The organism is Dyella thiooxydans, from assembly GCF_001641285.1.
In the GTDB taxonomy this organism is placed as follows: Bacteria; Pseudomonadota; Gammaproteobacteria; order Xanthomonadales; family Rhodanobacteraceae; genus Dyella_A; species Dyella_A thiooxydans.
Genome location: NZ_CP014841.1, coordinates 2,168,214 through 2,188,622 on the forward strand (window position 1 = coordinate 2,168,214; position 20,409 = coordinate 2,188,622).

Sequence of the window (20,409 nt, forward strand, 5' to 3'; positions counted from 1 at the left end):
GGTGAGTGCCCCAAACAAAAACGGGGAGGAGGCGTTGGCCTCCTCCCCGCTTGCTTTACATCATATCGCCGGCGCGCGAGCGCCTCGACGATCAAGCGGCCAGACTGGCCTTCGCCTTTTCCGCGATCGCGCCAAAGGCCTTGATGTCGTGCACGGCGATGTCGGCCAGCACCTTGCGGTCGACCGTGATGCCGGCCTTGGCCAGACCGTTGATCAGGCGGCTGTAGGACAGGCCGAACTGACGGGCAGCCGCATTGATGCGCACGATCCACAGCGCACGGAACTGGCGCTTGCGCTGCTTGCGGCCGATATAGGCGTACTGACCGGCCTTGATGACGGCCTGGTTGGCAACGCGGAAGACCTTGCGGCGGGCGTTGTAGTAACCCTTGGCGCGGCCGATGATTTTCTTGTGACGACGACGGGCGGTGACGCCACGCTTTACACGAGCCATGGTAGGTCTCCTGCCTTAGAGGTACGGCAACATGCGAGCCACACCCTTGGTGTCGCACGCCTTGACGTGGTTGGTGGCACGGAGACCGCGCTTACGCTTGGTCGACTTCTTGGTCAGGATGTGCGACTTGAACGCGTGGCCTGCCTTGAACTTGCCGGATGCGGTCTTGCGAAAACGCTTCGCCGCCGCCCGGTTGGTCTTGATCTTGGGCATGGGAATGCTTCCTGGGTGGGCCCGGGGGCCCGGTTTCTGACTGAGCCGGCGGCGGCCTTGCGGGCCACGCTTTCCATCCTGCCGGGATCGGTGCACGACCCGTCCTGGTGGGTCGAACCGGCGATTATACGGGCTTGTGGTCCCCGATACCAGTAGGAGCGCACCCTGTGCGCGAATGCTCTTCGTCGCCTGACGGAAAGCGTTCGCGCACAGGGTGCGCTCCTACGGGAAGCCACCGGCGCCCGGGGCGCCGACGTACTTATTTCTTCTTCGGCCCGATCATCATGACCATCTGGCGACCTTCCAGACGCGGGAAGGACTCGATCTGGCCATTCTCGCCGACGTCTTCCTGGATGCGCTTGGCCAGCGCCTGGCCAAGGTCCTGATGGGACATTTCGCGGCCGCGGAAGCGGATGGTCACCTTGACCTTGTCGCCCTCTTCCAGGAAGCGGAGCATGTTGCGCAGCTTGATCTGGTAGTCGCCGATGTCGGTGACCGGGCGGAACTTCACTTCCTTGATTTCGACCTGCTTCTGCTTCTTCTTGGCGGCCGAAGCCTTCTTCTGGGCCTCGAACTTGAACTTGCCGTAATCCATGATGCGGCAGACCGGCGGGTCGCCGTTCGGCTGGATCTCGACCAGGTCGAGGCCGAATTCCTCGGCAGCACGCAGCGCCTCGTCACGCGTGAGGATGCCCATCTGCTCGGAATCCGGACCGATGACTCGAACCCGCGGGACGCGGATTTCGAGGTTGCGGCGGTTGCCCTTAGTGTCGGTGGTAGCGATACCACTATCCTCCAGAAGAAGTTTCGGTTGACCGGGAGGAGCGCCTCAGCGCTCCACTTCGGCCTTCAGGTGCTCGACGAAGGCGGCCAGCGGCATGCTGCCCAGATCCTCGCCCGAACGGGTACGCACGGAAACGGCGCCGGCCTCCTTCTCGCGATCACCCACGACAAGCAGGTACGGCACCTTCTGCAACGTATGCTCGCGGATTTTATAGCCGACCTTCTCGTTGCGCAAATCGGCCTCCACCCGGAAACCTTTGTCGACAAGGGTTTGCGTGACCTCGCGGACGTAATCGGCCTGGGCGTCGGTGATCGAGAAGACCGCCGCCTGCACCGGGGCCAGCCAGGCCGGCAGCAGGCCGGCATGGTGTTCGATCAGGATGCCGATGAAGCGCTCCATCGAGCCGACGATGGCCCGGTGCAGCATCACCGGATGGCGCTTCTGCGAGTGCTCGTCGACGTATTCGGCCCCCAGCCGCTCGGGCATCATGAAATCCACCTGCATGGTGCCGACCTGCCAGGCACGGCCGATCGAGTCCTTCATGTGGTACTCGATCTTGGGGCCGTAGAAGGCGCCCTCGCCCGGCAGCTCTTCCCATTCGACGCCGGCCGAACGCAAGGCGGCACGAAGCGCCTCCTCGGCCTTGTCCCAGACCTCCTCGGCGCCGATCCGCTTCTCCGGACGCAGGGCGATCTTCAGCGCGATGTTGTCGAAACCGAAGTCGGCATAGACCTGCATCGCCTGCTGGTGGAAGGCGGTGACCTCCGGCTCGATCTGCTCGGGCGTGCAGAAGATGTGGCCGTCGTCCTGGGTGAACGCGCGCACGCGCATGATGCCGTGCAGCGCGCCGGAGGGCTCGTTGCGGTGGCAGCCGCCGAACTCGCCGTAGCGGATCGGCAGGTCGCGGTAACTGTGTAGCGTGTGGTTGAAGATCTGCACGTGGCCCGGGCAGTTCATCGGCTTCAGCGCGTAGGTGTGCTTCTCCGACTCGGTGAAGAACATGTTCTCGGCGTAGTTGTCCCAGTGGCCGGACTTCTTCCACAGCGACACGTCCAGCACCTGCGGACAGCGCACTTCCTGGTAGCCGGACTTGCGGTACACGTTGCGCATGTACTGCTCGACCTGCTGCCAGATCGCCCAGCCCTTCGGGTGCCAGAACACCATGCCCGGACCCTCCTCCTGCTGGTGGAACAGGTCCAGTGCCTTGCCGATCTTGCGGTGGTCGCGCTTCTCGGCCTCCTCCAGCTGGTGCAGGTAGGCTTTCAGGTCCTTGTCGTTGAGCCAGGCGGTGCCATAGATGCGGCTGAGCATCTGGTTGTTCGAATCGCCGCGCCAGTAGGCGCCGGCCACCTTCATCAGCTTGAACGCGCGCAACTTGCCGGTGTTGGGCACGTGGGGGCCGCGGCACAGGTCGGTGAACTCGCCCTGCGAGTACAGCGACAGCTCCTCGTTCGACGGGATCGATTCGATGATCTGCGCCTTGTACTCCTCGCCAAGGCCGCGGAAGAACGCGATCGCCTCGTCGCGCGACTTCACGCTGCGCGTCACCGCCAGCTGCTCGTCGACGATCTTGTGCATCTCCGCCTCGATCTTCGGCAGGTCCTCCGGAGTGAAGGGCCGCTCGTAGGCGAAGTCGTAGTAGAAGCCGTTCTCGATCACCGGACCGATGGTCACCTGCGCGCCCGGGAACAGCCGCTGCACGGCCTGGCCCATCAGGTGCGCGGTGGAGTGGCGCAGGATCTCCAGCGCCTCCGGACTCTTGTCGGTGACGATCTGCAGGCTGGCGTCACGGTCGATGAGGTGGCTGGCGTCAACCAGCTTGTCGTCCACCTTGCCGGCCAGGGTGGCCTTGGCCAGGCCGGCGCCAATGGAGGCGGCCACGTCCTGCACGGTCACGGGATGGTCGAACGGCCGCTGGCTGCCGTCGGGAAGGGTGATCTGGATCATGGGAAGCTCTCGCAGAAAGCAGAAAAGGGCACGCGGCCCTTTTCATCAAAGACTCGAAGTGCGCGGAAAGTCAGCGTTGGGAGCTAATAGTGGACATGTCGCACGCTCGGCCGGCGCTTGGCGCGGGCCACCCTGGGCCTATGAGGAAGGTGGAAGACGGTTGCTAGTCTAACCCGGAACCGGCCCGGCTTCGCCACCGCCGGGGAAGGCGCAGTGCACGGCGGTACAATGATCGGATAACGAAAGGAAATCCTGTCGCATGCGTATCCTCGTCACCGGAACGGCCGGCTTCGTCGGCGCCGCCCTGGCGCAACGCCTTCTCGCACGGGGCGACGAGGTATGGGGGCTGGACAACCACAACAATTACTACGACCCGGCGCTCAAGGAAGCCCGTCTGGCCCTGTTCGCCGACCATCCCGGCTACACCCACCAGCGGGCGGATCTGGCTGACGCAGGAGCGGTGAACCAGGCGTTCGCGACCTTCCGGCCCGAGCGGGTGGTGAATCTGGCCGCCCAGGCCGGCGTGCGCTACTCGCTGCAGAACCCGCAGGCATACATCCAGAGCAACCTGGTCGGCTTTGGCAACATCCTCGAAGCCTGCCGGCATGGCGGCGTGCAGCACCTGGTCTACGCCTCGTCCAGCTCGGTCTACGGGGCGAACCGCAAGCTGCCGTTCGCGGTGGAGGACGCCGTCGACCATCCGGTCAGCCTGTACGCGGCGACCAAGAAGGCCAACGAGCTGATGGCGCATACCTACAGCCACCTCTACGGCCTGCCGACCACCGGCCTGCGCTTTTTCACCGTATACGGCCCGTGGGGCCGGCCGGACATGTCGCCGATGCTGTTCGCCGACCGGATCAGCCGCGGCGAACCGATCGACGTGTTCAATTTCGGCAACCACAGCCGCGATTTCACCTACATCGACGACATCGTCGAAGGCGTGATCCGCACCCTCGACCATCCGGCGCAGCCGGATCCGTCCGACGACCCGATGCAGCCGAACCCGGGGACCTCGGCTGCGCCCTACCGGGTCTACAACATCGGCAACGACCAGCCGGTTCAGCTGCTGCGCTTCATCGAGCTGATGGAACAGGCGCTGGGACGCACAGTGGAGAAGCGCCTGCTGCCGATGCAGCCGGGCGACGTGCCGGACACCTGGGCGGACGTCTCGGCGCTGCGGCGAGACGTGGGCTATGCGCCGAGCACGTCCATCGAAGATGGCGTGGCCAGGTTCGTCGCGTGGTACCGCGAATATTCCGCCCACTGACCACCGGTAGGAGCGCATCCTGTGCGCGAATGCTTCTGACCGGTAAACCGGCAAGGGCATTCGCGCACAGGGTGCGCTCCTACAGAGTCGGTTAGAACGGTTTGGCCAGCACCAGGTAGATCACCGCCAGCAGCAGCAGCACCGGCGGCTCGTTGAACCAGCGCAGCGCCCGCGACGACGGCAGCGGGCCGCCCTTCTCGCTGCGCTTGAGCAACCGGCCCGCACAGATGAAGTAGGCCAGCAGCACGGCGACCAGTGTGAGCTTGGCGTCGATCCAGTGCATGCCCGCCACGACATTCGGCAACTGCCGCGGAAACACCCGCCAGCCCTGCCAGAGCGCGAGGCCGAACACGAAGGCGATGCCGAACATGTTGTGCCCGAACTTGTACAGCCGCCGCCCCATCAGGTGCAGCCGAGCCCGCACCGCCGCATCGTCCCCCGCCTCCGCCACGTTCACCAGGATCCGCGGCAGGTAGAACACCGTCGCCATCCAGGCGATCACGAACAGCAGGTGCAGGGACTTGATCCACAGGTAGGTCATCGCATCGGCTCCGGGACACCTCGGCAACGGGCAAACAAAAACGGCGCCGTCCTCGCGGGCGGCGCCGTCTTGCTGGATCTTGCTGCAACCGCCCCGGCAGGAACCGGAACCGTCGGCATCTTGGTGGGCGGTACAAGGATCGAACTTGTGACCCCTACCATGTCAAGGTAGTGCTCTACCGCTGAGCTAACCGCCCAAGAGCCGCGAAGTATAGCCAAAGCCCTGAAACCGGCGCAACAGGGCCACGCCCGGACCGGCCAGACCGGCTAGCGCAGCGCTTGCTCCCGCAGCTTGCCGATCTGGTCGCGGATCCGCGCCGCCTCCTCGAACTCGAGGTTCTGGGCGTGCTTGTACATCTGCCCTTCCAGCTTCTTGATCGCCGCCGACAGCTGCTGCGGACTGAGCGATTCGTAGCCCGCCGCCGGCTCGGCCACCGCCTTGTCTCGGTCGCGCCCGGCACCGCGCTTGCCCCGTCCGCGGGCCGGCGCCTCGCTGCGGGCGCCCTCCATGATGTCGGCGATACGCCGCACCACGGTCTGCGGCGTGATGCCGTTGGCCGCGTTCCAGGCGATCTGCTTTTCGCGGCGGCGCGCGGTCTCGTCCATCGCCGCCTGCATCGAACGGGTCACCTCGTCGGCGTAGAGGATCGCCCGGCCGCGCACGTTGCGGGCGGCGCGGCCGATGGTCTGGATCAGTGAACCGGTGGAGCGCAGGAACCCCTCCTTGTCGGCGTCCAGCACCGCCACCAGCGAGACCTCCGGCATGTCCAGGCCCTCGCGCAGCAGGTTGATGCCCACCAGCACGTCGAACTCGCCCAGGCGCAGGTCGCGGATGATCTCGCTGCGCTCCACCGTCTCGATGTCCGAATGCAGGTAGCGCACCTTGATGTCGTGCTCGGCGAGGTATTCGGTGAGGTTCTCGGCCATGCGCTTGGTCAGCGTGGTGACCAGGGTGCGGTCGCCCAGCGCGATCTGCTTGCGTACCTCGCCGAGCAAATCGTCAACCTGGGTGCGCACCGGCCGCACCTCCACTTCCGGATCGACCAGGCCGGTCGGGCGGACCACCAGCTCGACCACCGCGTCGCCGGACTTCTGCAGCTCGTAGTCGCGCGGCGTCGCCGACACGTAGATCGCCCGCGGCACGCGCTGCTCCCACTCCTCGAAGCGCAGCGGACGGTTGTCCATCGCCGACGGCAAGCGGAAGCCGAACTCCACCAGGGTTTCCTTGCGCGAGCGGTCGCCCTTGTACATGGCGCCGAGCTGGGGAACGGTGACGTGCGACTCGTCGACCACCAGCAGGCCATCGGGCGGCAGGTAGTCGAACAGGGTCGGCGGCGGCTCGCCGGGCAGGCGGCGGGTCAGGTGGCGCGAGTAGTTCTCGATACCCTGGCAGTAGCCGACCTCGGCCATCATCTCGATGTCGAAGCGGGTGCGCTGGTCCAGCCGCTGCGCCTCGAGCAGCTTGTTGGCGGCGTAGAGCTGATCCAGCCGCTCCTTCAGCTCCACCTTGATCGTCTCGATCGCGTTGAGCACGCTCTCGCGGGTCGAGGCGTAATGGGTGCGGGGGTAAACCGTGTAGCGCGGCACCTTGCGCAGCACCTCGCCAGTCAGCGGGTCGAACAGCGCCAGGTTCTCCACCTCGCCGTCGAACAGTTCGATGCGCAGCGCCTCGGTCTCCGACTCGGCCGGGAACACGTCGATGATCTCGCCGCGCACGCGGTAGGTGCCGCGGCGCAGCTCCATCTCGTTGCGGCTGTACTGCAGCTCGGTGAGCTGGCGGATCAGCTGGCGCTGCTCGATGCGCTCGCCGCGGGCGAGGATCAGCCGCAACGAGAGGTAATCTTCCGGATTGCCCAGGCCGTAGATCGCCGACACCGTGGCCACGATGATCGAATCGCGCCGCGACAGCAGCGCCTTGGTCGCCGCCAGCCGCATCTGCTCGATGTGCTCGTTGATCGAGGCGTCCTTCTCGATGAAGGTGTCCGACGCCACCACGTAGGCCTCGGGCTGGTAGTAGTCGTAGTAGCTGACGAAGTACTCCACCGCGTTGTGCGGGAAGAACTCCTTGAACTCGCCGTACAGCTGCGCCGCCAGCGTCTTGTTCGGCGCCATCACGATGGTCGGCCGCTGCACCCGCTGGATCACGTTGGCAATGGTGTAGGTCTTGCCCGAACCGGTCACGCCGAGCAGCGTCTGCGCCGCCAGCCCGGCCTCGAAGCCCTCGCTGAGGCGCTCGATCGCCTGCGGCTGGTCGCCGGAGGGCTGGTAGGGGGAAACAAGCTCGAATCGTTCGGTCATGACCTGACAGCATGCGGGCGGCGACGCGCATTTTAAATCGCCCCTGCTGACAGCCTGCGTCAGCAGTCACCCACGGCGTCGCCATCGACGCGACGGCATGCGCAGTGCCGCGCGTTGCCTACCCTCTGTCAGGTCACCCGCCCGATGGAGCCCGCCATGGACCGGCAGCCCACGCACGCAGGACAGCTTCGCCGTACACGAACGTCGCAGGGCTGGACCCTGATCGAACAGTTGATGGTCCTGGCCATCGTCGCCGTACTGGTCACCATCGCACTACCCTCGATGGGCAACGTGCTGGCCAGGAGCCGGCTGCAGAGCGCGCAGATGGACCTGATGGCCGGGCTGCAACATGCCCGCTATATCGCCGTCTCCAAGGGGTTGCCGGCAGTGTTCTGCCCGAGCAGGGACGGCTCGGACTGCGTACGCACTTCCCGCTGGGAAAACGGCTGGCTGATCGGAATGGACCGAAACGGCGACAACCACCCGGACCAGTCGGCGATCGTCACGGGGCCTCACGCGCCGGCCGGTATGCATGTGAGGAGCAGCGTCGGGCGATACCGGGTGCGCTTCCATCCGGACGGAAGCGCCGCGGGGACGAACCTGACCATCACCCTGTGCCTGCCGGGACGCGATGCGAAAGCCTTGAACGTGGTGGTTTCCAACGCAGGGCGGGTTCGCGGTGAACGGGCTTCCGAAGCCCAGACCATGGCGTGCATCGGCCGCACCTGAAGGCACACGACCCGCCCCGCTTCCGGCGAGATCGGCGCGACCGATGGCTGAAGGCTGCGGCCATCCCGGGCCGCAGCTGCCGGGACGACTCAGGCCTTGACGTTGAGCAACCGGCCAACCGCCTGACCGGAAAGATTGACGGATGCTTGCGGGGTCGGCGCCGCTGCGGCGGCAGCTGCGCCGCCATCATCCTGATCGCCATCATGATCGGCCACGCCCGCCGCTTCGGCGGACTCAGGCCGGCTTGTGGCAGGGGCCGGGAAATTCGAGCCAACGGATGAAACGTTCATGCAAAACCTCCAATTGCCTGGGAGCGGAGCGAAAAGGCTCCATGACCGGCGTCGGCCATATCAGGCGCAACTTGAGCACCACCTCGACATTTCGCAAATAGCTGTGAAATCAGCCATCTAAGAGCATGAACTTGCGCCACGCCGGAAGGATAAGCGCCCCTCATCGCATCGGGCGCACCCTCCATCGCACGAAGCCGCACAGGCGGCCGATCGACAGCCCGGCCGCAAAAAAAAAGGCCTTGCATCGCTGCAAGGCCTTTCAAATCTGGCGCCCGAAGTTGGACTCGAACCAACGACCCCCTGATTAACAGTCAAGTTGATTCTACAACAGAAACAACAATTTAGATGAAACTGGCTTACACAAAACAGCCTCTTCGCCAATAGCGAATCAATGAGTTATGGCGACGTTTTACACGCAACCTGGCAGCCCCAGGTGGGGCTGCTCGCGCCAACGCGACAGCACAAAGGATGGGTTGTAAAGCGAGGCGGCGACGTCCTGCACCTGGACGCCTGGGAGCCTGCTGAGGCACACGGCGGTGGCATTGAATTGCTCGCTGTAGCGCGTGGTCGCTCCTGGGCCAGGCTTGGGATGGGGCATTACTGAAAAGTCAAACCAGGTTGTCCGGAACTATCGCGTCCGCTTGGATGAACTGCTGGGGGCGACTGTGATCGTCTTGCCGAAGCCAAACATACGACGAGTCTTAGCCTTGCGCTCAGCTACTTCTTCCGCTGTTACGAGACGCACCTTGGGCTTTCCCGTGATTGGCTTTGGGGTTAGAAGCGCTTGAGGGCGGGTTTTACTGGTGCCCTTTGCCTTACGCGCACCCTTGCCTGGCGCGAGGTCAAGAATTCGCAACGCATCCCGGTTGACGGGCTTTGCCTTGAAGAATGCAAGCCGTGCGAGCGGCGAACCTCCGTTTTTTCCTGCTCGTTTAGCCACGACTACTCCTTCCTCTGATGGCGACTAACTCTTGAATTTACGGACGCGCTCGTCCGCCTGATCGGCATTTTGACTGCAGTTTGCTCGACCAACTTGGGCCGAAGCCAGCCAACCCAAGCGCCAACAATTCATCCCAAAGCGCAGCAGCAGCCTGTGGAAGGAGATGTTTCATGGCCGAAGCCTATGCGACACGACTCATTCCTCCTCCGGCCACGTGAGACGCGTGGATCCAAGCAACAAACCCAGCGGATAATCCTTGGCCCAAGCCGCGACATCGCCGGGAGATTCGAGCTCCAAATCCAACCTACAGGAAGGCGAATGCGAGGCCGCGAGCGACACATGGTGAGCGGTTGGGAAGTGCCGTGCGATAGCAACAGCTTTACGCCGGACAGAGAGGGGCAAGCTCGTATCTTGAGCCAACTCGATCAAGAACCCACCAGCCTGGATCAGCGATCGGGTCCTTTCGTTCGGTGTAGTCACTATTCCCCCCCAAAGTTACAGAAACCCCCAAATTTGATTTTTCGCCGCAGTTTCAACGAAATTTGGGGAGCGGTGGTGGCACGATGACGCACATGCCTTGCCCCGATGATCATAGCGTGGCGCAGCTGCCGCATGTGCCTCATACGCAAGGGAAAAACCCCAGTGTAAGACGCGTCTTACAAGTGACCCCGCTGATACTAGTCTGGTCGCCGTGGGCTGAGCCAAGCGGAGACTATCCGTAATTTCGGGGTCAAAGCCGCCAGCGCTTCTACTTTTGAAGTGTCTGCTTGACGGGGAGCCTACGGAACTCCGGGACGACCTCACCCGACCGACCACCACTGGCCATCTGGCTGCGGCTCCACCTGATTGAAAAGCTCAGGGTACCGATCGGGCCGGAAGCTGTGGATGGGAACCACCTTCCTCGGGTTGAGCGCATTGACGAAGCGCTTGAGATCGACCGGACTGGCATGACCAGACGTATGGATCGATACCTTGGAGATTCCGTTGCGCTTCAGAAATTCCTCGATCTGCACGTAGCTTCCACTCTCCCAATAACCCTCCCACTGCGAATACAGATATCGCGCGCCGGTGAGACACCCGGCTCGCTCCAGATCGGGCTGGTGAAGTGGGCGAAAGAGCAAAGTAGAGCGAGCCGGCATTTCGGCGAGATCCTCGATGTAGATGCGGTTGCCCGAGTGCCGCTGTAGCAGATCGAACATTCCTGCCTGCTTGACCTGGATCCGCTGCCGATGCGGCACGTAAAGGGCAATGTCAGGCCAGTTAGACTGAGGAAGGTTGAAATTGCCCGTTGCTTCGAGAATCGCGGCCACATAAAGATCCAGGACGACTCGCCGGCCTGATTGCCGCGAAGCCCTGAAGATAGACACAATCCGATCGATATTTTGGGCCGACGTATGGACGAGAGCCAGGCCGTCGAGCGTGTGCAGAATTTTGTGTAACCGGGATTCGAGTTACAGCTGAGGGAGTCGTTCCTCGAACTGGATCGTAAAGCGGTTGAGCGCGGCCTTCCAATCACGGATCGGCAGCGTCCATTTCTTGCTGATGTTGCGCAGGGCCAGATAGAACAGCTTCACCAGTGCCTCGTCGCTCGGGAAGGCCCCGCGGTGCTTGGTCAGCTTGCGCAGGCTCATGTTCACCGACTCGATGGCGTTGGTCGTGTAGATCACCTTGCGGATCTCTGGCGGGTAGTCGAAGAACGGGATCAGGCGCGGCCAGTTGCGTCGCCAGGACTGCCCGATCGGCAGGTATTCCTTGTCCCAGCGGGCCTCGAACTCGGCGAGCCGCTGCTCGGCCTCCTCGGCGGTGGCACAGGTGTAGATGCGCTTGAGGTCGGCGGCCACCTCCGGCCGTCGCTTCCACGACACGTAGTTCAGGCTGTGCCGCACCATGTGTACGAGGCACAACTGCACCGTCGTGTGCGGGAATACGGTCTCGATCGCTTCGGGGAAACCCTTCAGGCCGTCGACGCAGGCGATGAAGATGTCCTGCACCCCGCGGTTGCGCAGCTCGGTCACCACCTGCAGCCAGAACTTGGCGCCCTCGGTCTGCGCCAGCCACAGCCCAAGGACCTCCTTCTCGCCGGCCATGGTGATGCCAATGGCCAGGTAGACCGCCTTCACCCGCACCGCGCCCTCGCGCACCTTCACATGGATGCAGTCCAGGTAGACGATCGGATACACCGGATCGAGCGGCCGGCCTTGCCAGGCCTTCACCTCGTCGATCACTGCATCGGTGACCGAGGAGATCAGGCTCGGCGAGACCTCCGTGCCATACATCTCTTCCAGGTGCGCCTGGATCTCGCGCACCGTCATGCCGCGGGCGTAGAGCGACAGGATCTTGTCGTCGAAGCCGCTCCAGCGAGTCTGGTGCTTGGGAATCAGCTTCGGCTCGAAGCTGCCGTGCCGGTCGCGCGGGATCTCGATCGGCAGCTCGCCGAACTCGCCCTTGAGCGTCTTGCGGCTGCGGCCGTTGCGGGTGTTGCCGGCCGGGTTGGCCACCGGCTCGTGCTTATCGTGACCGAGGTGCTCGGTCATCTCCGCATCCAGCGCCTTCTCGACCAGCAGCTTGGTCAGCTGCTTGAGCAGGCCGTTCTCGCCGATCAGGTCTTCGGGCTTCTTGTAGTTCGCCAACAGGCTGCTAAGCAGCTCGTCGGGCACCTCGTGTTTGCGTGGACTCATGGTCTCTCCGGGTCTGGCGGCAGTGTCCTGCCTGGGACCCGGTTACACAAAATCTAGGACACGCCCAGGCCGTCGGTCTGCGCGAGCTCCTTGAGCAGCCGCGCCTCGACATCGCCCTCGGTGGGGAAAGTCGCATCCAACTCCAGCCGGGTGAGCGAGCTCCCCTCAACCAGTAGCGCGTCGATGTCCGCAGGCGGATTGGCCACCAGTCTCTCAAAAAGCGCTGCCTTACGACCGTGACCGCGGAAATCGCCGCTGTAGAACAGACGGTCACCGCCGCCTTCGATAAGTAGTGCATAGGCGTCGTACGCCGAGTGGTCCACGAGAAACGGGGTAACCGTAAAAGGACCTATCTTGATCGGTCGGCCAGACTCGTAATCCCACCCCTGTGCAGGTACCGGCCATGTGCCAGGCAAGAACGGAGCTGCTGCTGCCAGAAGTCTGCGCGCCGCGGCACCGAGTCCGATGGGGATGGAGCCGTCAACATGCGCGAGCAGACCATAATGGTCCAGATGCGGATGAGAGATCAGGATACCAAGCAGGTTTGGGTCACTGCCATCGAGGGTCAGTCCTTCGGGGATCAGCCCCGCGACGTTCTCACGTGCATCGAGCGGCAACCCCAGGTCGATGAGTAGGCGCTTACCGCCATGCTCTACCTCAATACAGCTCCCACCGATCTGTTTACTACCACGACGGATGCAGGCTCTCATGATCTGTGCTCTCTCCGGACGAGCTCAAACGTCACAGGGCACAAACGCGCCCTGAAACTGGTCATTGTTGCGATCGGTCGTACTCAGGCGTTCCAGGTGCGCACCAGCTCGCGCACTTTTGAGGTCGTCAGCATCGTGCGCTCATGCATGCCGTATCCGCACAGGCTCGCACTGGCAAACAGAAGCTCGACATTGAGCCCGGCGGCTTCAAACGCCTCAGCCGAGCTGGCCATCAGGCGATCACATTCGTCGAGGATCCCGGCGAGCTTTATGGAGTGGGGTACATACTCGGCCAGCAAAAAGACGATCTGCACGTGTCCGTCGACGGCCTCAAACAGATCCTTCGAGCGACCCCTCTCGTATTTGATCAAACCAAGCTCGCTCAATTGGGAGAACTGGGCAATGACATTCTCCCGAAGCCCCCTGCGGAAGGTCTCATCCTGTAGATCTGCGAGCGTCTTTTCCAGATGCCCAAGAACACCGGAGGTACCCTCCAGAGCATCGAGACCGTACTTCACCTCAAAGATAACCGGCACAAGGCATTTGTGATCCCGGTGCTCTACATTGCGCCGCCATCGAACGCCCAGCATGTCATAGCGCGCTTTGCCGTAGGCATGCTCGATATCCGTGATGAAATAGTGTGACGAGTTCGATGACTTTGTTCGAGTATTGACTCGGGCGGCCACCTGCTGAAACTCGCGTTCCAAGCCAGACTGCACTTTCGTGTGACGGTCCATCAAGCGCTTGAGTTCGCTGAGGACGTCGACGAGCTGGGACGTATCCTCAGACGAACGGATGCCGCGATCGAGCACGTCAGGGCATCCGTATCGGGTGAGTCGCTCTTGCAGGACATTGGTCGAATCGTAATTGCGATCGAACGTCACGTTGTAACCATCACCGCCTGGGGTGATCTTGAGTAACTGACCACCCCGGTAATAGACAGAGATGTACGCGCCTCGCAAGCCCAGTAGCAACGTGTCGTCTTCCTTTACCTCGCGCAAAAGGGGGCTGAGGGTGCCACCGAGCAAGTCCTTCATGAATGCATTCGACAACTGGTGACTGACTTGCATACGGCTCCCTAAGGCAAGATTTTTCCCCGGCTCGTAACGTAACGCCCCTGCATCGCACATGTTGAGACGGCCCCCGCCCGTCCAACGGGTTCACCCCGTTTACGCGGACCGGGCGACGCCCCACCGCCTTGAGTAGCGGTACGGTTTAAAGTCCGGGGTCACTTTGACCTTCCCTGCATCCCGCGAAAAACGGGGCGCAGCTGCAGATTGGTCAGCATCGATCGCGGTCTATCACGTCGTCATGCTGCCAGCGCCCGAACAACCTCATCACCACGCATCTCCAGCACCAGAGCGACCGGCTGGGCGTTCTCCTGCAACAGGCGGCCTAGCTGCCCGAAGGTCGCATGCCCATGGCTTTCGATGGCTGGAGCACGATCCATATCCCACAGGCGCAGGCGCTCCTGATTGGCCTGAATTTCCGCCTGGGTATCCGTGAGCGCTTTGAGCTGCGCTCCGCGCGCAGACACTGTCGCTGAGAACTGCCGGAGCAGACCATCGGGCCCCGGCAGCACTTTGGTCAGTCGATCGAGTGTCTGCTGACGCCGCTCAACCAGCATCTGCTCACCCGGATAGCTGCACACCAGTCGACAGGCGACGTAGCGCGCCGCCAGACAAAGGTTCCACTGCTGGGCAAGCTCCTCGAAGTCGCTCTGGCGGCCCTTCAGCGTCTTGGTCAGATCATTGGTGCTGAAAGTACCTGGATTCTTGAGGGTCGCCACCTCCGCGATGGCAGTCTTCATATCCGTGTGGATGTGATCCTGGATCGCAGACAAAGCGCGTTCGCTGGCTTCCAACTCGTCGCGCACCGAAGACGACAGTGTTCCGGCCAAGACCACCGGCGCGACCTGCTGCAGATAGGTCAATGTGCCGTTGATCCCTGCCTTGCGCTCGTTGCGCTGGAATGCCTCGATCCGCGCGACCCCCTCCTGGATCTCGCTGAGCTTGCGGCTGATGTCCGCCAGATGCTTCTGTGCCACCACGAAAGAGGCGAGCTGGAAGATGGCCGCACCACTCACGAGATGCTTCAGGCGGTCGTCCTCGAAGAAGCGCCCGTGTTCGGCGAATCGACCATCCGGGCCTCGGACAAAACCACGTAAGCCATTTCCGTCCGCGGCCGGTGCCAGTGGACCATTTACCACCACTTTCAGATAGCGGTTCGCGGCCACCTCCCCGCCGATCATGGCCGTGGGAACAAGCTGCAGCAGCGGCGCCAGTCGATCGACACCCGCCGACCCGAGATCGATCGGTTGCCTCGGCTGTGAGATATCCAGCGAGGTGAGCGCGGTGGCGCTGAGCGCCGGCAAACCATCCGCGCCCGCAATCATGATGTCCGCGCCTTCATGGCTGACGACCAATGGTTGCAGCCGCGGCGGGGCATCCGACTTGCCTGCGGCTTGCGATCGAAGATCGAAGCCACAGTCACCGCAGAAACGCGCGTCTTTGGCCACAGCAACGCCGCACTGTGGGCAATCCGGCAGCTCCGCAGCGGCACGCATTTGGCGTAGAGACGCCACGTGCAGCACACAAGGGATGGTCACACGGTACGCAGCGTCGGCGGCGCTGGTAGTGGCTGCCGCAATGGCCGCCTTGGGAAGGCTGGCCAAAGCGCCGCCAAAGAGAGACTTTTTAACTGTCCCGACTACATCTAACGGTGTGTAGGCGCGCCGCGCGAGGCGCCTAGCGATGGCCGAAGATACGCGTCCACCCGCCAACACCGCCGACTGCAGGTCGGGTAGATCACCCGACCGCCCACTCCCTGGCTTCAACTCCGCGAGATATTCGTCCCGGCCAGCCTTGTCCAGCTCCGGCCATACGCGGGCCAGCCGCGCCGCCACGACGGCCAGTTCCTGCCGCTCCAAAGCCATCTCGGCGTAACCGGGCACTTCGAAATGCTTTAGCGCATCCTGCACGATCTCTGCGTAAGAGACGCCGGACCGCCGCACCAGGTTGACCACGGTATTGCCGCCAAACTGCTGTATCTCGCGGATAAGCAGCTTCAAGGTCAACGGGCTGTAGATACCCCGCGCCTTGGCTTCCAGCAGCAGTTCCTTGATGGCCGCCGGAAGCGTCACACGCCCCTGGCCAGCATCCGTGAGATGGTCGACCAGCGGAGCCAGCTCAGTGGCCGGAACGCTGGACAGAAGGTCCAGCAGAGCGGTGTCGCCCTTGATATCGATCGTGTCCATACGTGCCCCCTGTAAGCATTCCGGATAATGCGATGTTTTCTAGGTGGAGGAAATGGGTTTACGCCCGCGCCTGGGTTTCGGTGCCGCGACGCGCTGGGCGCGGATACGCTCCAGCAGCATGCTGGCCGGTTCGTCGTTCGGGTCCTGCGGCACCAACTCGCCGCGGAAGGCTTTGGCGAGGATGCTTTGGGTCAGCGTGTCGATGCGCTGTTTGGCGATGGCAACCTTGGCTTCCAGCTGGTCGGCGAAGGCGAAGAGCTGTTCGACGCGGCGAACGATTTCGTCTTGCTCGTCTCTCGATGGGAGAGGTATCTGCAGTGCTCGGACATCGCCGATGTTTATCCCACGGACGGCTACACCACGGGTCGCCGCACGCATCCGGCGCTGGGTCGACTCGGCAAGAAGTGCCCAGTAGACGTAATCCGTGGAAACAGTCGGGGAGATCGACAGCCTCGCCGTATCCTGCGTGATGTTTGCACCCTCTAGCTCGGCGGGAATCTTGATTAGGCGACCCACGCTGCCACGAATGGATAGAAGTAGATCTCCAGCCCTCAGTCTGGCCCTCTTGAACAACTGGTCGATTTCCTCACTGGTCTTTTTTATGCCTTCCAGCCTCAACTTGTTGCCGGGAAAATCGGCAACGCGTATGTAAGGGATCCCATGCTCCAGCTCCGGACCTGGCTTCAGAATGCCGTAGGTGATGGGCCGCCCTGGCTCGCAAATGTCCCGCAAGACAGCGATATCCCACTGCGGCGGCATGTCATCACGCGACAAGTCATGGGCTTCGTCGGACGGATCAGAAGCGTTGCCACGCGCATGACCGCCCGCCTTCTCATGCAGTGCGCGCAGCAAGTCGTGCAGTTTCCTCCCGTCGATCGCGTCACCATGGGCGTTCCGCCAGTCTTCTGACAAGGATCCCGCGACCGCGGCAGCAAGGATGGATTGGCGGAAGCGCTTGAGCAGGGTGGGGATAGCGTCGATGCGGGACTTGAGGGTATCGACCCGGTCCAGCAGCGCATCCAGCTTTTGCGCGATGCGCTTTTGCTCTTCTTTCGGAGGGAGTGAAATCTCCAAGCTTCCCAGATCTTCTTTGCTGATAACCCCTTGAGCCGATCCTGTGCTCCCACTACGCAGAAATGCAACTTTGCTTTTGAGGAAATAGTGGAGAAGCTCGGTTGAAATGGATTCTTCAGGGCGAACCGCTGCGACGCTTCGGCCAATTGCGCAGTCAATGGCAAGATTGATCTTGCCCGCAGTAGCCCCCACAACGCAGACCAACACGTCACCTTCTTTCGCAAATTTTAGTGGATTGGTAGTCCACTCGCGAATGACTGGCGTTTTTTTTCCAAACTCCCCGGCTTTTACGAATACCGCTCCAATTCCATCAACGTTGCACTCATTCGATTTGGGGGCCTGGCCCATGACAAATTCGGCTATGTCCCCGAGTGAGGATGATTCCCAGCCGATCGGCAACTCACTCACCGCCCACCTCGCCGCTAGTCACTTCCAGGCCCATCACTTCGACCAGCAGCCGCTTCTGTTCCATCGCTTCGTCACCGGCGCCCAGTGCCTGCATCAGCGCGTCGAGTTCGCGCAGCGCTTCACTGAGTTCTGCCATCGCTTCGGCAGCCAGCACCTCGGGTGGGGGCAAGCTGGCGGCATCGACACTGTCGGCGTCCTTGAGCCAACTGATATCCAGCGCGTCGCCGCGCTCGGCAATCTGCGCGCGGGTGAAACAACGGAAGCGCCCCTCCTCCCCATCGTCGGTGCGCGCACTACGCCCATTGGGATCGTCCCCGTAGGCGTCCTCGAACGGCTTGAGGTGCACCGGCCCAAATGGGGTGCGCTTGCCGAAGCTGGGCATATTGCTGCGCAGGTCGTAGATCCACACGTGCTCGGTGCAGCCGGTGTCCTGGCGCGGGTTGGCGGGGCTTCCCTTCTGGAAGAACAGCACGTTGGTTTTCACGCCCTGGGCGTAGAAGATGCCGGTGGGCAGGCGCAGGATGGTGTGCAGATTGCACTTGTCCATCAGGTCGCGGCGTACATCGGTGCCGACGCCGGCCTCGAACAGCACGTTGTCGGGCAGCACCACCGCAGCGCGTCCACCGGGCTTCAAGCCGCGGTAGATGTGCTGCAGGAAGGCCAGCTGCTTGTTGCTAGTGTGAAAGGTGAGGTCATCACGCGTCGGGCCACCACCGCCCCTGGCGGTACCGAACGGCGGATTGGACAACATGATGTTGACCGGCTTGAGGCTGGCACCGGGGTTGCCCAGGCTGTTGCCCAACTGCACCACGCCCTCGCCTTCGCCCTCGATGCCGTGCAGCAGGCAGTTCATCAGCGCCAGCCGGCGCGTGCCGGGTACCAACTCCATGCCGACGTAGGCCTTGCGGCGCTGAAAGCGGCGGGCCTTGTCGTCTAGGGCATAGAGATCGTCGGTATGCTGCTTGATGTAGTTGTCGGCGGCGATGAGAAAGCCCGCCGTACCGGCGGCCGGGTCCTGGATGGTTTCGCCCGGCTGCGGTTGGAGGCAGCGGATGATGGCATCGATCAACGCACGCGGCGTGAAGTACTGCCCCGCGCCCGACTTGGTCTCGTTCGCATTTTTTTGCAGCAGGCCTTCGTAGAGGTCACCCAGGCCATCCTCGCGGGCGCTGAACCAGTCCAGTCCATCCAGCGCCTTCACCAGGGTCTCCAGGTGACGCGGCTCCTTGAGCCGGGTCTGCGCATCGGCGTAGATGGCCGCGATCATCGGGTCGTGGCTCAGGCTGAGATCCAGCAGCATCTGGCGGTAGTGGGTGAGCAGGTTCAGGCCGGATTGGCTGGTGAGATCGGGCCAACGGCAACCATCGGGCAGCTTGTGCTCGAAGCCGGTGTTGTTCTGCACCTGCTCGTATTCCATCTTGACGAACAGCAGCAGTACCAGTTCGGTGACGTAGTCGCTGTAGTTGATGCCGTCGTCGCGTAGTACGTCGCAGAGGTTCCACAGCTTCTGGACGATGTCGTTCTGGGTCATGGCTTACTCGTAACGGAAGGTTTGGCCGGCGGCAGCGCGATGCCGGCCAGCGAATGATGGTGGTGGCTGTTGATCTGATAACGGGTGCTGCGGCCTCCCCCTGGAAGGCGCTCGATACACCCCTTCTCCAGCAGATCGGCCAGATGGCGCGTGGCGGTGGCCTTGGAGACCTTGGCCACGGCCTGATATTTGGCGGCACTGATGCCCTGCTCGAAGCCACGCTCGCCACCATCGAGCAAGCGGTTGAGGACCTTGATCTGCTCAGGCAGCAGGCCGTGATGCTGATGCTGCTGCCAGAATCGCGCCTTTGCCAGCACCCGGTCGATGCGTTGAAGCGCTTCCTGCAAGCTGCTTAGCAATGTGGTGAGGAACCAGTGCAGCCAGGCCGTGATGTCCAAACCGGCCTTCTGACTGGATTCCAGGATGCGGTAATAGCCGGCCCGATCGGCCAGGATGCTCGCCGACATCGCATGAAAGCGGATGACCTGGTGCTCGGCCTGGGCCAGCGCCAGATCGGTGATCGCGCGGGTCAGGCGGCCGTTGCCATCGTCGAACGGATGCAGGGTGACAAACCAGAAATGGGCCATGCCAGCGCGCAGCAACGGATCGAGCGCCGTGTCATGGCGGCTGCGGTTGAACCAGTCGAGGAAGACGTCGAGCTGCGCCTCCAGCCCCTCGCGGGGTGGTGCCTGGAAATGCACGATGGGGCGGTCGACGCGCCCAGAGACGACCTGCATGGGTTCGTCGCCGCGCAGGCTGCCCACCCGAATGGGGTGCTGGAGCAACGTGTCTTGCTGCGGGAACAGCCAAACGTGCCACTCCAGCAGGCGCGACATGTCCAAAGCGGCGTCGTAGCGCTGGATGACATCAAGCATCAGCTCGGCCAGCCCTTCGCTCCGGGGCGTGATACCCACGCCCTCGTCCGCCACCACACCAAGCCGTCGAGCCAGCGACGAACGGACGGAGGCGACATTGAGGGTCTCGCCCTCGATCGCCGACGAGGTGATGATGTTCTGCAGCAGGGTGTCCAACTCGCCCTGCGCCTGCGCGTCCCCGGCAATAGCGCCGGCCATGCCAAGCAGACGTCCCTGCGCCTGCTGGCAGGCTCGCAGCAGCGGCGCCAGCGCATCGGCCTGCCAATGAAACTGCGGCCAGTCCGGTTGTTGCCAGATCCAGCGGGGGTTATCCAAGCGCCGTGCTCCGAGGTGTGAGCCGATTAAATTCACTATTCGGCTCATGATTTGAGCTAATTATGCCCCATATTCGGCTCATGGGACAGCCCACAACTACCAC

General features: G+C 62.8%; 19 protein-coding genes and 1 tRNA gene. 2 read left to right on the forward strand and 18 right to left on the reverse strand.

Annotated elements, in window-relative coordinates; all coding sequences use genetic code 11:
• Positions 1-91: 91 nt before the first annotated feature.
• The 4 genes from rplT to thrS form a co-directional block, all read right to left on the reverse strand.
• Positions 92-451, reverse strand: a complete 360-nt coding sequence (gene rplT, locus ATSB10_RS09960) for a 50S ribosomal protein L20 (RefSeq protein ID WP_017463630.1) — start codon at positions 449-451, stop codon at positions 92-94.
• Between the two features lie 15 nt (positions 452-466).
• The gene (gene rpmI, locus ATSB10_RS09965; protein ID WP_038615747.1) at positions 467-664 is read right to left on the reverse strand and encodes a 50S ribosomal protein L35; all 198 of its coding nucleotides are present in this window, start codon (positions 662-664) and stop codon (positions 467-469) included.
• 259 nt (positions 665-923) lie between these two features.
• Positions 924-1,448, reverse strand: coding sequence for a translation initiation factor IF-3 (gene infC, locus ATSB10_RS09970; RefSeq protein ID WP_335645886.1), 525 nt, complete (start codon positions 1,446-1,448; stop codon positions 924-926).
• Between the two features lie 45 nt (positions 1,449-1,493).
• Positions 1,494-3,395, reverse strand: coding sequence for a threonine--tRNA ligase (thrS, locus tag ATSB10_RS09975; RefSeq protein ID WP_063672467.1), 1,902 nt, complete (start codon positions 3,393-3,395; stop codon positions 1,494-1,496).
• 259 nt (positions 3,396-3,654) lie between these two features.
• On the opposite strand from thrS, the gene ATSB10_RS09980 reads away from it, so the two are divergent.
• Positions 3,655-4,662 (forward strand): NAD-dependent epimerase, encoded by a 1,008-nt coding sequence (locus ATSB10_RS09980; RefSeq protein ID WP_063672469.1) that lies wholly within the window; start codon positions 3,655-3,657, stop codon positions 4,660-4,662.
• Positions 4,663-4,753: 91 nt separating this feature from the next.
• Here the strand turns inward: ATSB10_RS09980 and ATSB10_RS09985 are convergent, their stop codons facing one another.
• From ATSB10_RS09985 to uvrB, 3 genes are all read right to left on the reverse strand, one after another.
• The gene (locus ATSB10_RS09985; RefSeq protein WP_063672471.1) at positions 4,754-5,203 is read right to left on the reverse strand and encodes a CopD family protein; all 450 of its coding nucleotides are present in this window, start codon (positions 5,201-5,203) and stop codon (positions 4,754-4,756) included.
• 121 nt (positions 5,204-5,324) lie between these two features.
• Positions 5,325-5,399, reverse strand: a tRNA-Val gene (locus ATSB10_RS09990).
• Between the two features lie 70 nt (positions 5,400-5,469).
• Positions 5,470-7,500 carry an excinuclease ABC subunit UvrB gene (gene uvrB, locus ATSB10_RS09995; protein WP_063672473.1) on the reverse strand — a complete coding sequence of 677 codons (2,031 nt, stop codon included), beginning with the start codon at positions 7,498-7,500 and terminating at the stop codon, positions 5,470-5,472.
• Positions 7,501-7,656: 156 nt separating this feature from the next.
• Between uvrB and ATSB10_RS10000 the strand changes: the two genes are divergently transcribed.
• Positions 7,657-8,229: a GspH/FimT family pseudopilin gene (locus tag ATSB10_RS10000; protein ID WP_083966166.1), complete on the forward strand. Its 573-nt coding sequence runs from the start codon at positions 7,657-7,659 to the stop codon at positions 8,227-8,229.
• Between the two features lie 89 nt (positions 8,230-8,318).
• Here the strand turns inward: ATSB10_RS10000 and ATSB10_RS19350 are convergent, their stop codons facing one another.
• The 11 genes from ATSB10_RS19350 to ATSB10_RS10045 all read right to left on the reverse strand — a co-directional run bounded on the left by ATSB10_RS19350 (position 8,319) and on the right by ATSB10_RS10045 (position 20,306).
• A complete protein-coding gene (locus tag ATSB10_RS19350) occupies positions 8,319-8,519 on the reverse strand; it encodes a hypothetical protein (protein ID WP_157469177.1) in 201 nt (66 codons plus the stop codon).
• 409 nt (positions 8,520-8,928) lie between these two features.
• The gene (locus ATSB10_RS19900; protein ID WP_157469179.1) at positions 8,929-9,117 is read right to left on the reverse strand and encodes a transposase; all 189 of its coding nucleotides are present in this window, start codon (positions 9,115-9,117) and stop codon (positions 8,929-8,931) included.
• A gap of 537 nt (positions 9,118-9,654) precedes the next feature.
• The gene (locus ATSB10_RS19850; RefSeq protein ID WP_083966167.1) at positions 9,655-9,939 is read right to left on the reverse strand and encodes a BPSL0761 family protein; all 285 of its coding nucleotides are present in this window, start codon (positions 9,937-9,939) and stop codon (positions 9,655-9,657) included.
• A gap of 320 nt (positions 9,940-10,259) precedes the next feature.
• Positions 10,260-10,769, reverse strand: a complete 510-nt coding sequence (locus ATSB10_RS10010) for an MBL fold metallo-hydrolase RNA specificity domain-containing protein (protein WP_063672475.1) — start codon at positions 10,767-10,769, stop codon at positions 10,260-10,262.
• A 141-nt stretch (positions 10,770-10,910) separates the two neighbouring features.
• On the reverse strand, positions 10,911-12,137 hold the full coding sequence (locus ATSB10_RS10015; protein ID WP_063670059.1) for an IS256 family transposase: 1,227 nt from the start codon (positions 12,135-12,137) through the stop codon (positions 10,911-10,913).
• A 53-nt stretch (positions 12,138-12,190) separates the two neighbouring features.
• The gene (locus ATSB10_RS10020; protein ID WP_083966168.1) at positions 12,191-12,847 is read right to left on the reverse strand and encodes an MBL fold metallo-hydrolase; all 657 of its coding nucleotides are present in this window, start codon (positions 12,845-12,847) and stop codon (positions 12,191-12,193) included.
• 83 nt (positions 12,848-12,930) lie between these two features.
• Entirely contained in the window at positions 12,931-13,884 is a 954-nt protein-coding gene (locus tag ATSB10_RS10025; protein ID WP_157469183.1) for a hypothetical protein, read from the reverse strand.
• Positions 13,885-14,156: 272 nt separating this feature from the next.
• Positions 14,157-16,103: a hypothetical protein gene (locus ATSB10_RS10030; RefSeq protein ID WP_063672479.1), complete on the reverse strand. Its 1,947-nt coding sequence runs from the start codon at positions 16,101-16,103 to the stop codon at positions 14,157-14,159.
• Between the two features lie 39 nt (positions 16,104-16,142).
• On the reverse strand, positions 16,143-17,525 hold the full coding sequence (locus ATSB10_RS10035; RefSeq protein WP_236886397.1) for a restriction endonuclease subunit S: 1,383 nt from the start codon (positions 17,523-17,525) through the stop codon (positions 16,143-16,145).
• Between the two features lie 52 nt (positions 17,526-17,577).
• Entirely contained in the window at positions 17,578-19,116 is a 1,539-nt protein-coding gene (locus tag ATSB10_RS10040; RefSeq protein ID WP_063672483.1) for a class I SAM-dependent DNA methyltransferase, read from the reverse strand.
• Entirely contained in the window at positions 19,113-20,306 is a 1,194-nt protein-coding gene (locus ATSB10_RS10045) for a Fic family protein (RefSeq protein ID WP_236886398.1), read from the reverse strand. The genes ATSB10_RS10040 and ATSB10_RS10045 overlap by 4 nt, the downstream gene beginning before the upstream one ends.
• Positions 20,307-20,409: the final 103 nt, after the last annotated feature.

Bases quoted from the DNA above. Each gene is read 5' to 3' on its own strand.
- rplT (WP_017463630.1), bottom strand. From the start codon at position 451: ATGGCTCGTGTAAAGCGTGGCGTCACCGCCCGTCGTCGTCACAAGAAA.
- rpmI (WP_038615747.1), bottom strand. From the start codon at position 664: ATGCCCAAGATCAAGACCAACCGGGCGGCGGCGAAGCGTTTTCGCAAG.
- thrS (WP_063672467.1), bottom strand. From the start codon at position 3,395: ATGATCCAGATCACCCTTCCCGACGGCAGCCAGCGGCCGTTCGACCAT.
- ATSB10_RS09980 (WP_063672469.1), top strand. From the start codon at position 3,655: ATGCGTATCCTCGTCACCGGAACGGCCGGCTTCGTCGGCGCCGCCCTG.
- ATSB10_RS09985 (WP_063672471.1), bottom strand. From the start codon at position 5,203: ATGACCTACCTGTGGATCAAGTCCCTGCACCTGCTGTTCGTGATCGCC.
- uvrB (WP_063672473.1), bottom strand. From the start codon at position 7,500: ATGACCGAACGATTCGAGCTTGTTTCCCCCTACCAGCCCTCCGGCGAC.
- ATSB10_RS10000 (WP_083966166.1), top strand. From the start codon at position 7,657: ATGGACCGGCAGCCCACGCACGCAGGACAGCTTCGCCGTACACGAACG.
- ATSB10_RS19350 (WP_157469177.1), bottom strand. From the start codon at position 8,519: ATGAACGTTTCATCCGTTGGCTCGAATTTCCCGGCCCCTGCCACAAGC.
- ATSB10_RS19900 (WP_157469179.1), bottom strand. From the start codon at position 9,117: ATGCCCCATCCCAAGCCTGGCCCAGGAGCGACCACGCGCTACAGCGAG.
- ATSB10_RS10015 (WP_063670059.1), bottom strand. From the start codon at position 12,137: ATGAGTCCACGCAAACACGAGGTGCCCGACGAGCTGCTTAGCAGCCTG.
- ATSB10_RS10020 (WP_083966168.1), bottom strand. From the start codon at position 12,847: ATGAGAGCCTGCATCCGTCGTGGTAGTAAACAGATCGGTGGGAGCTGT.
- ATSB10_RS10025 (WP_157469183.1), bottom strand. From the start codon at position 13,884: ATGAAGGACTTGCTCGGTGGCACCCTCAGCCCCCTTTTGCGCGAGGTA.
- ATSB10_RS10030 (WP_063672479.1), bottom strand. From the start codon at position 16,103: ATGGACACGATCGATATCAAGGGCGACACCGCTCTGCTGGACCTTCTG.
- ATSB10_RS10035 (WP_236886397.1), bottom strand. From the start codon at position 17,525: ATGGGCCAGGCCCCCAAATCGAATGAGTGCAACGTTGATGGAATTGGA.
- ATSB10_RS10040 (WP_063672483.1), bottom strand. From the start codon at position 19,116: ATGACCCAGAACGACATCGTCCAGAAGCTGTGGAACCTCTGCGACGTA.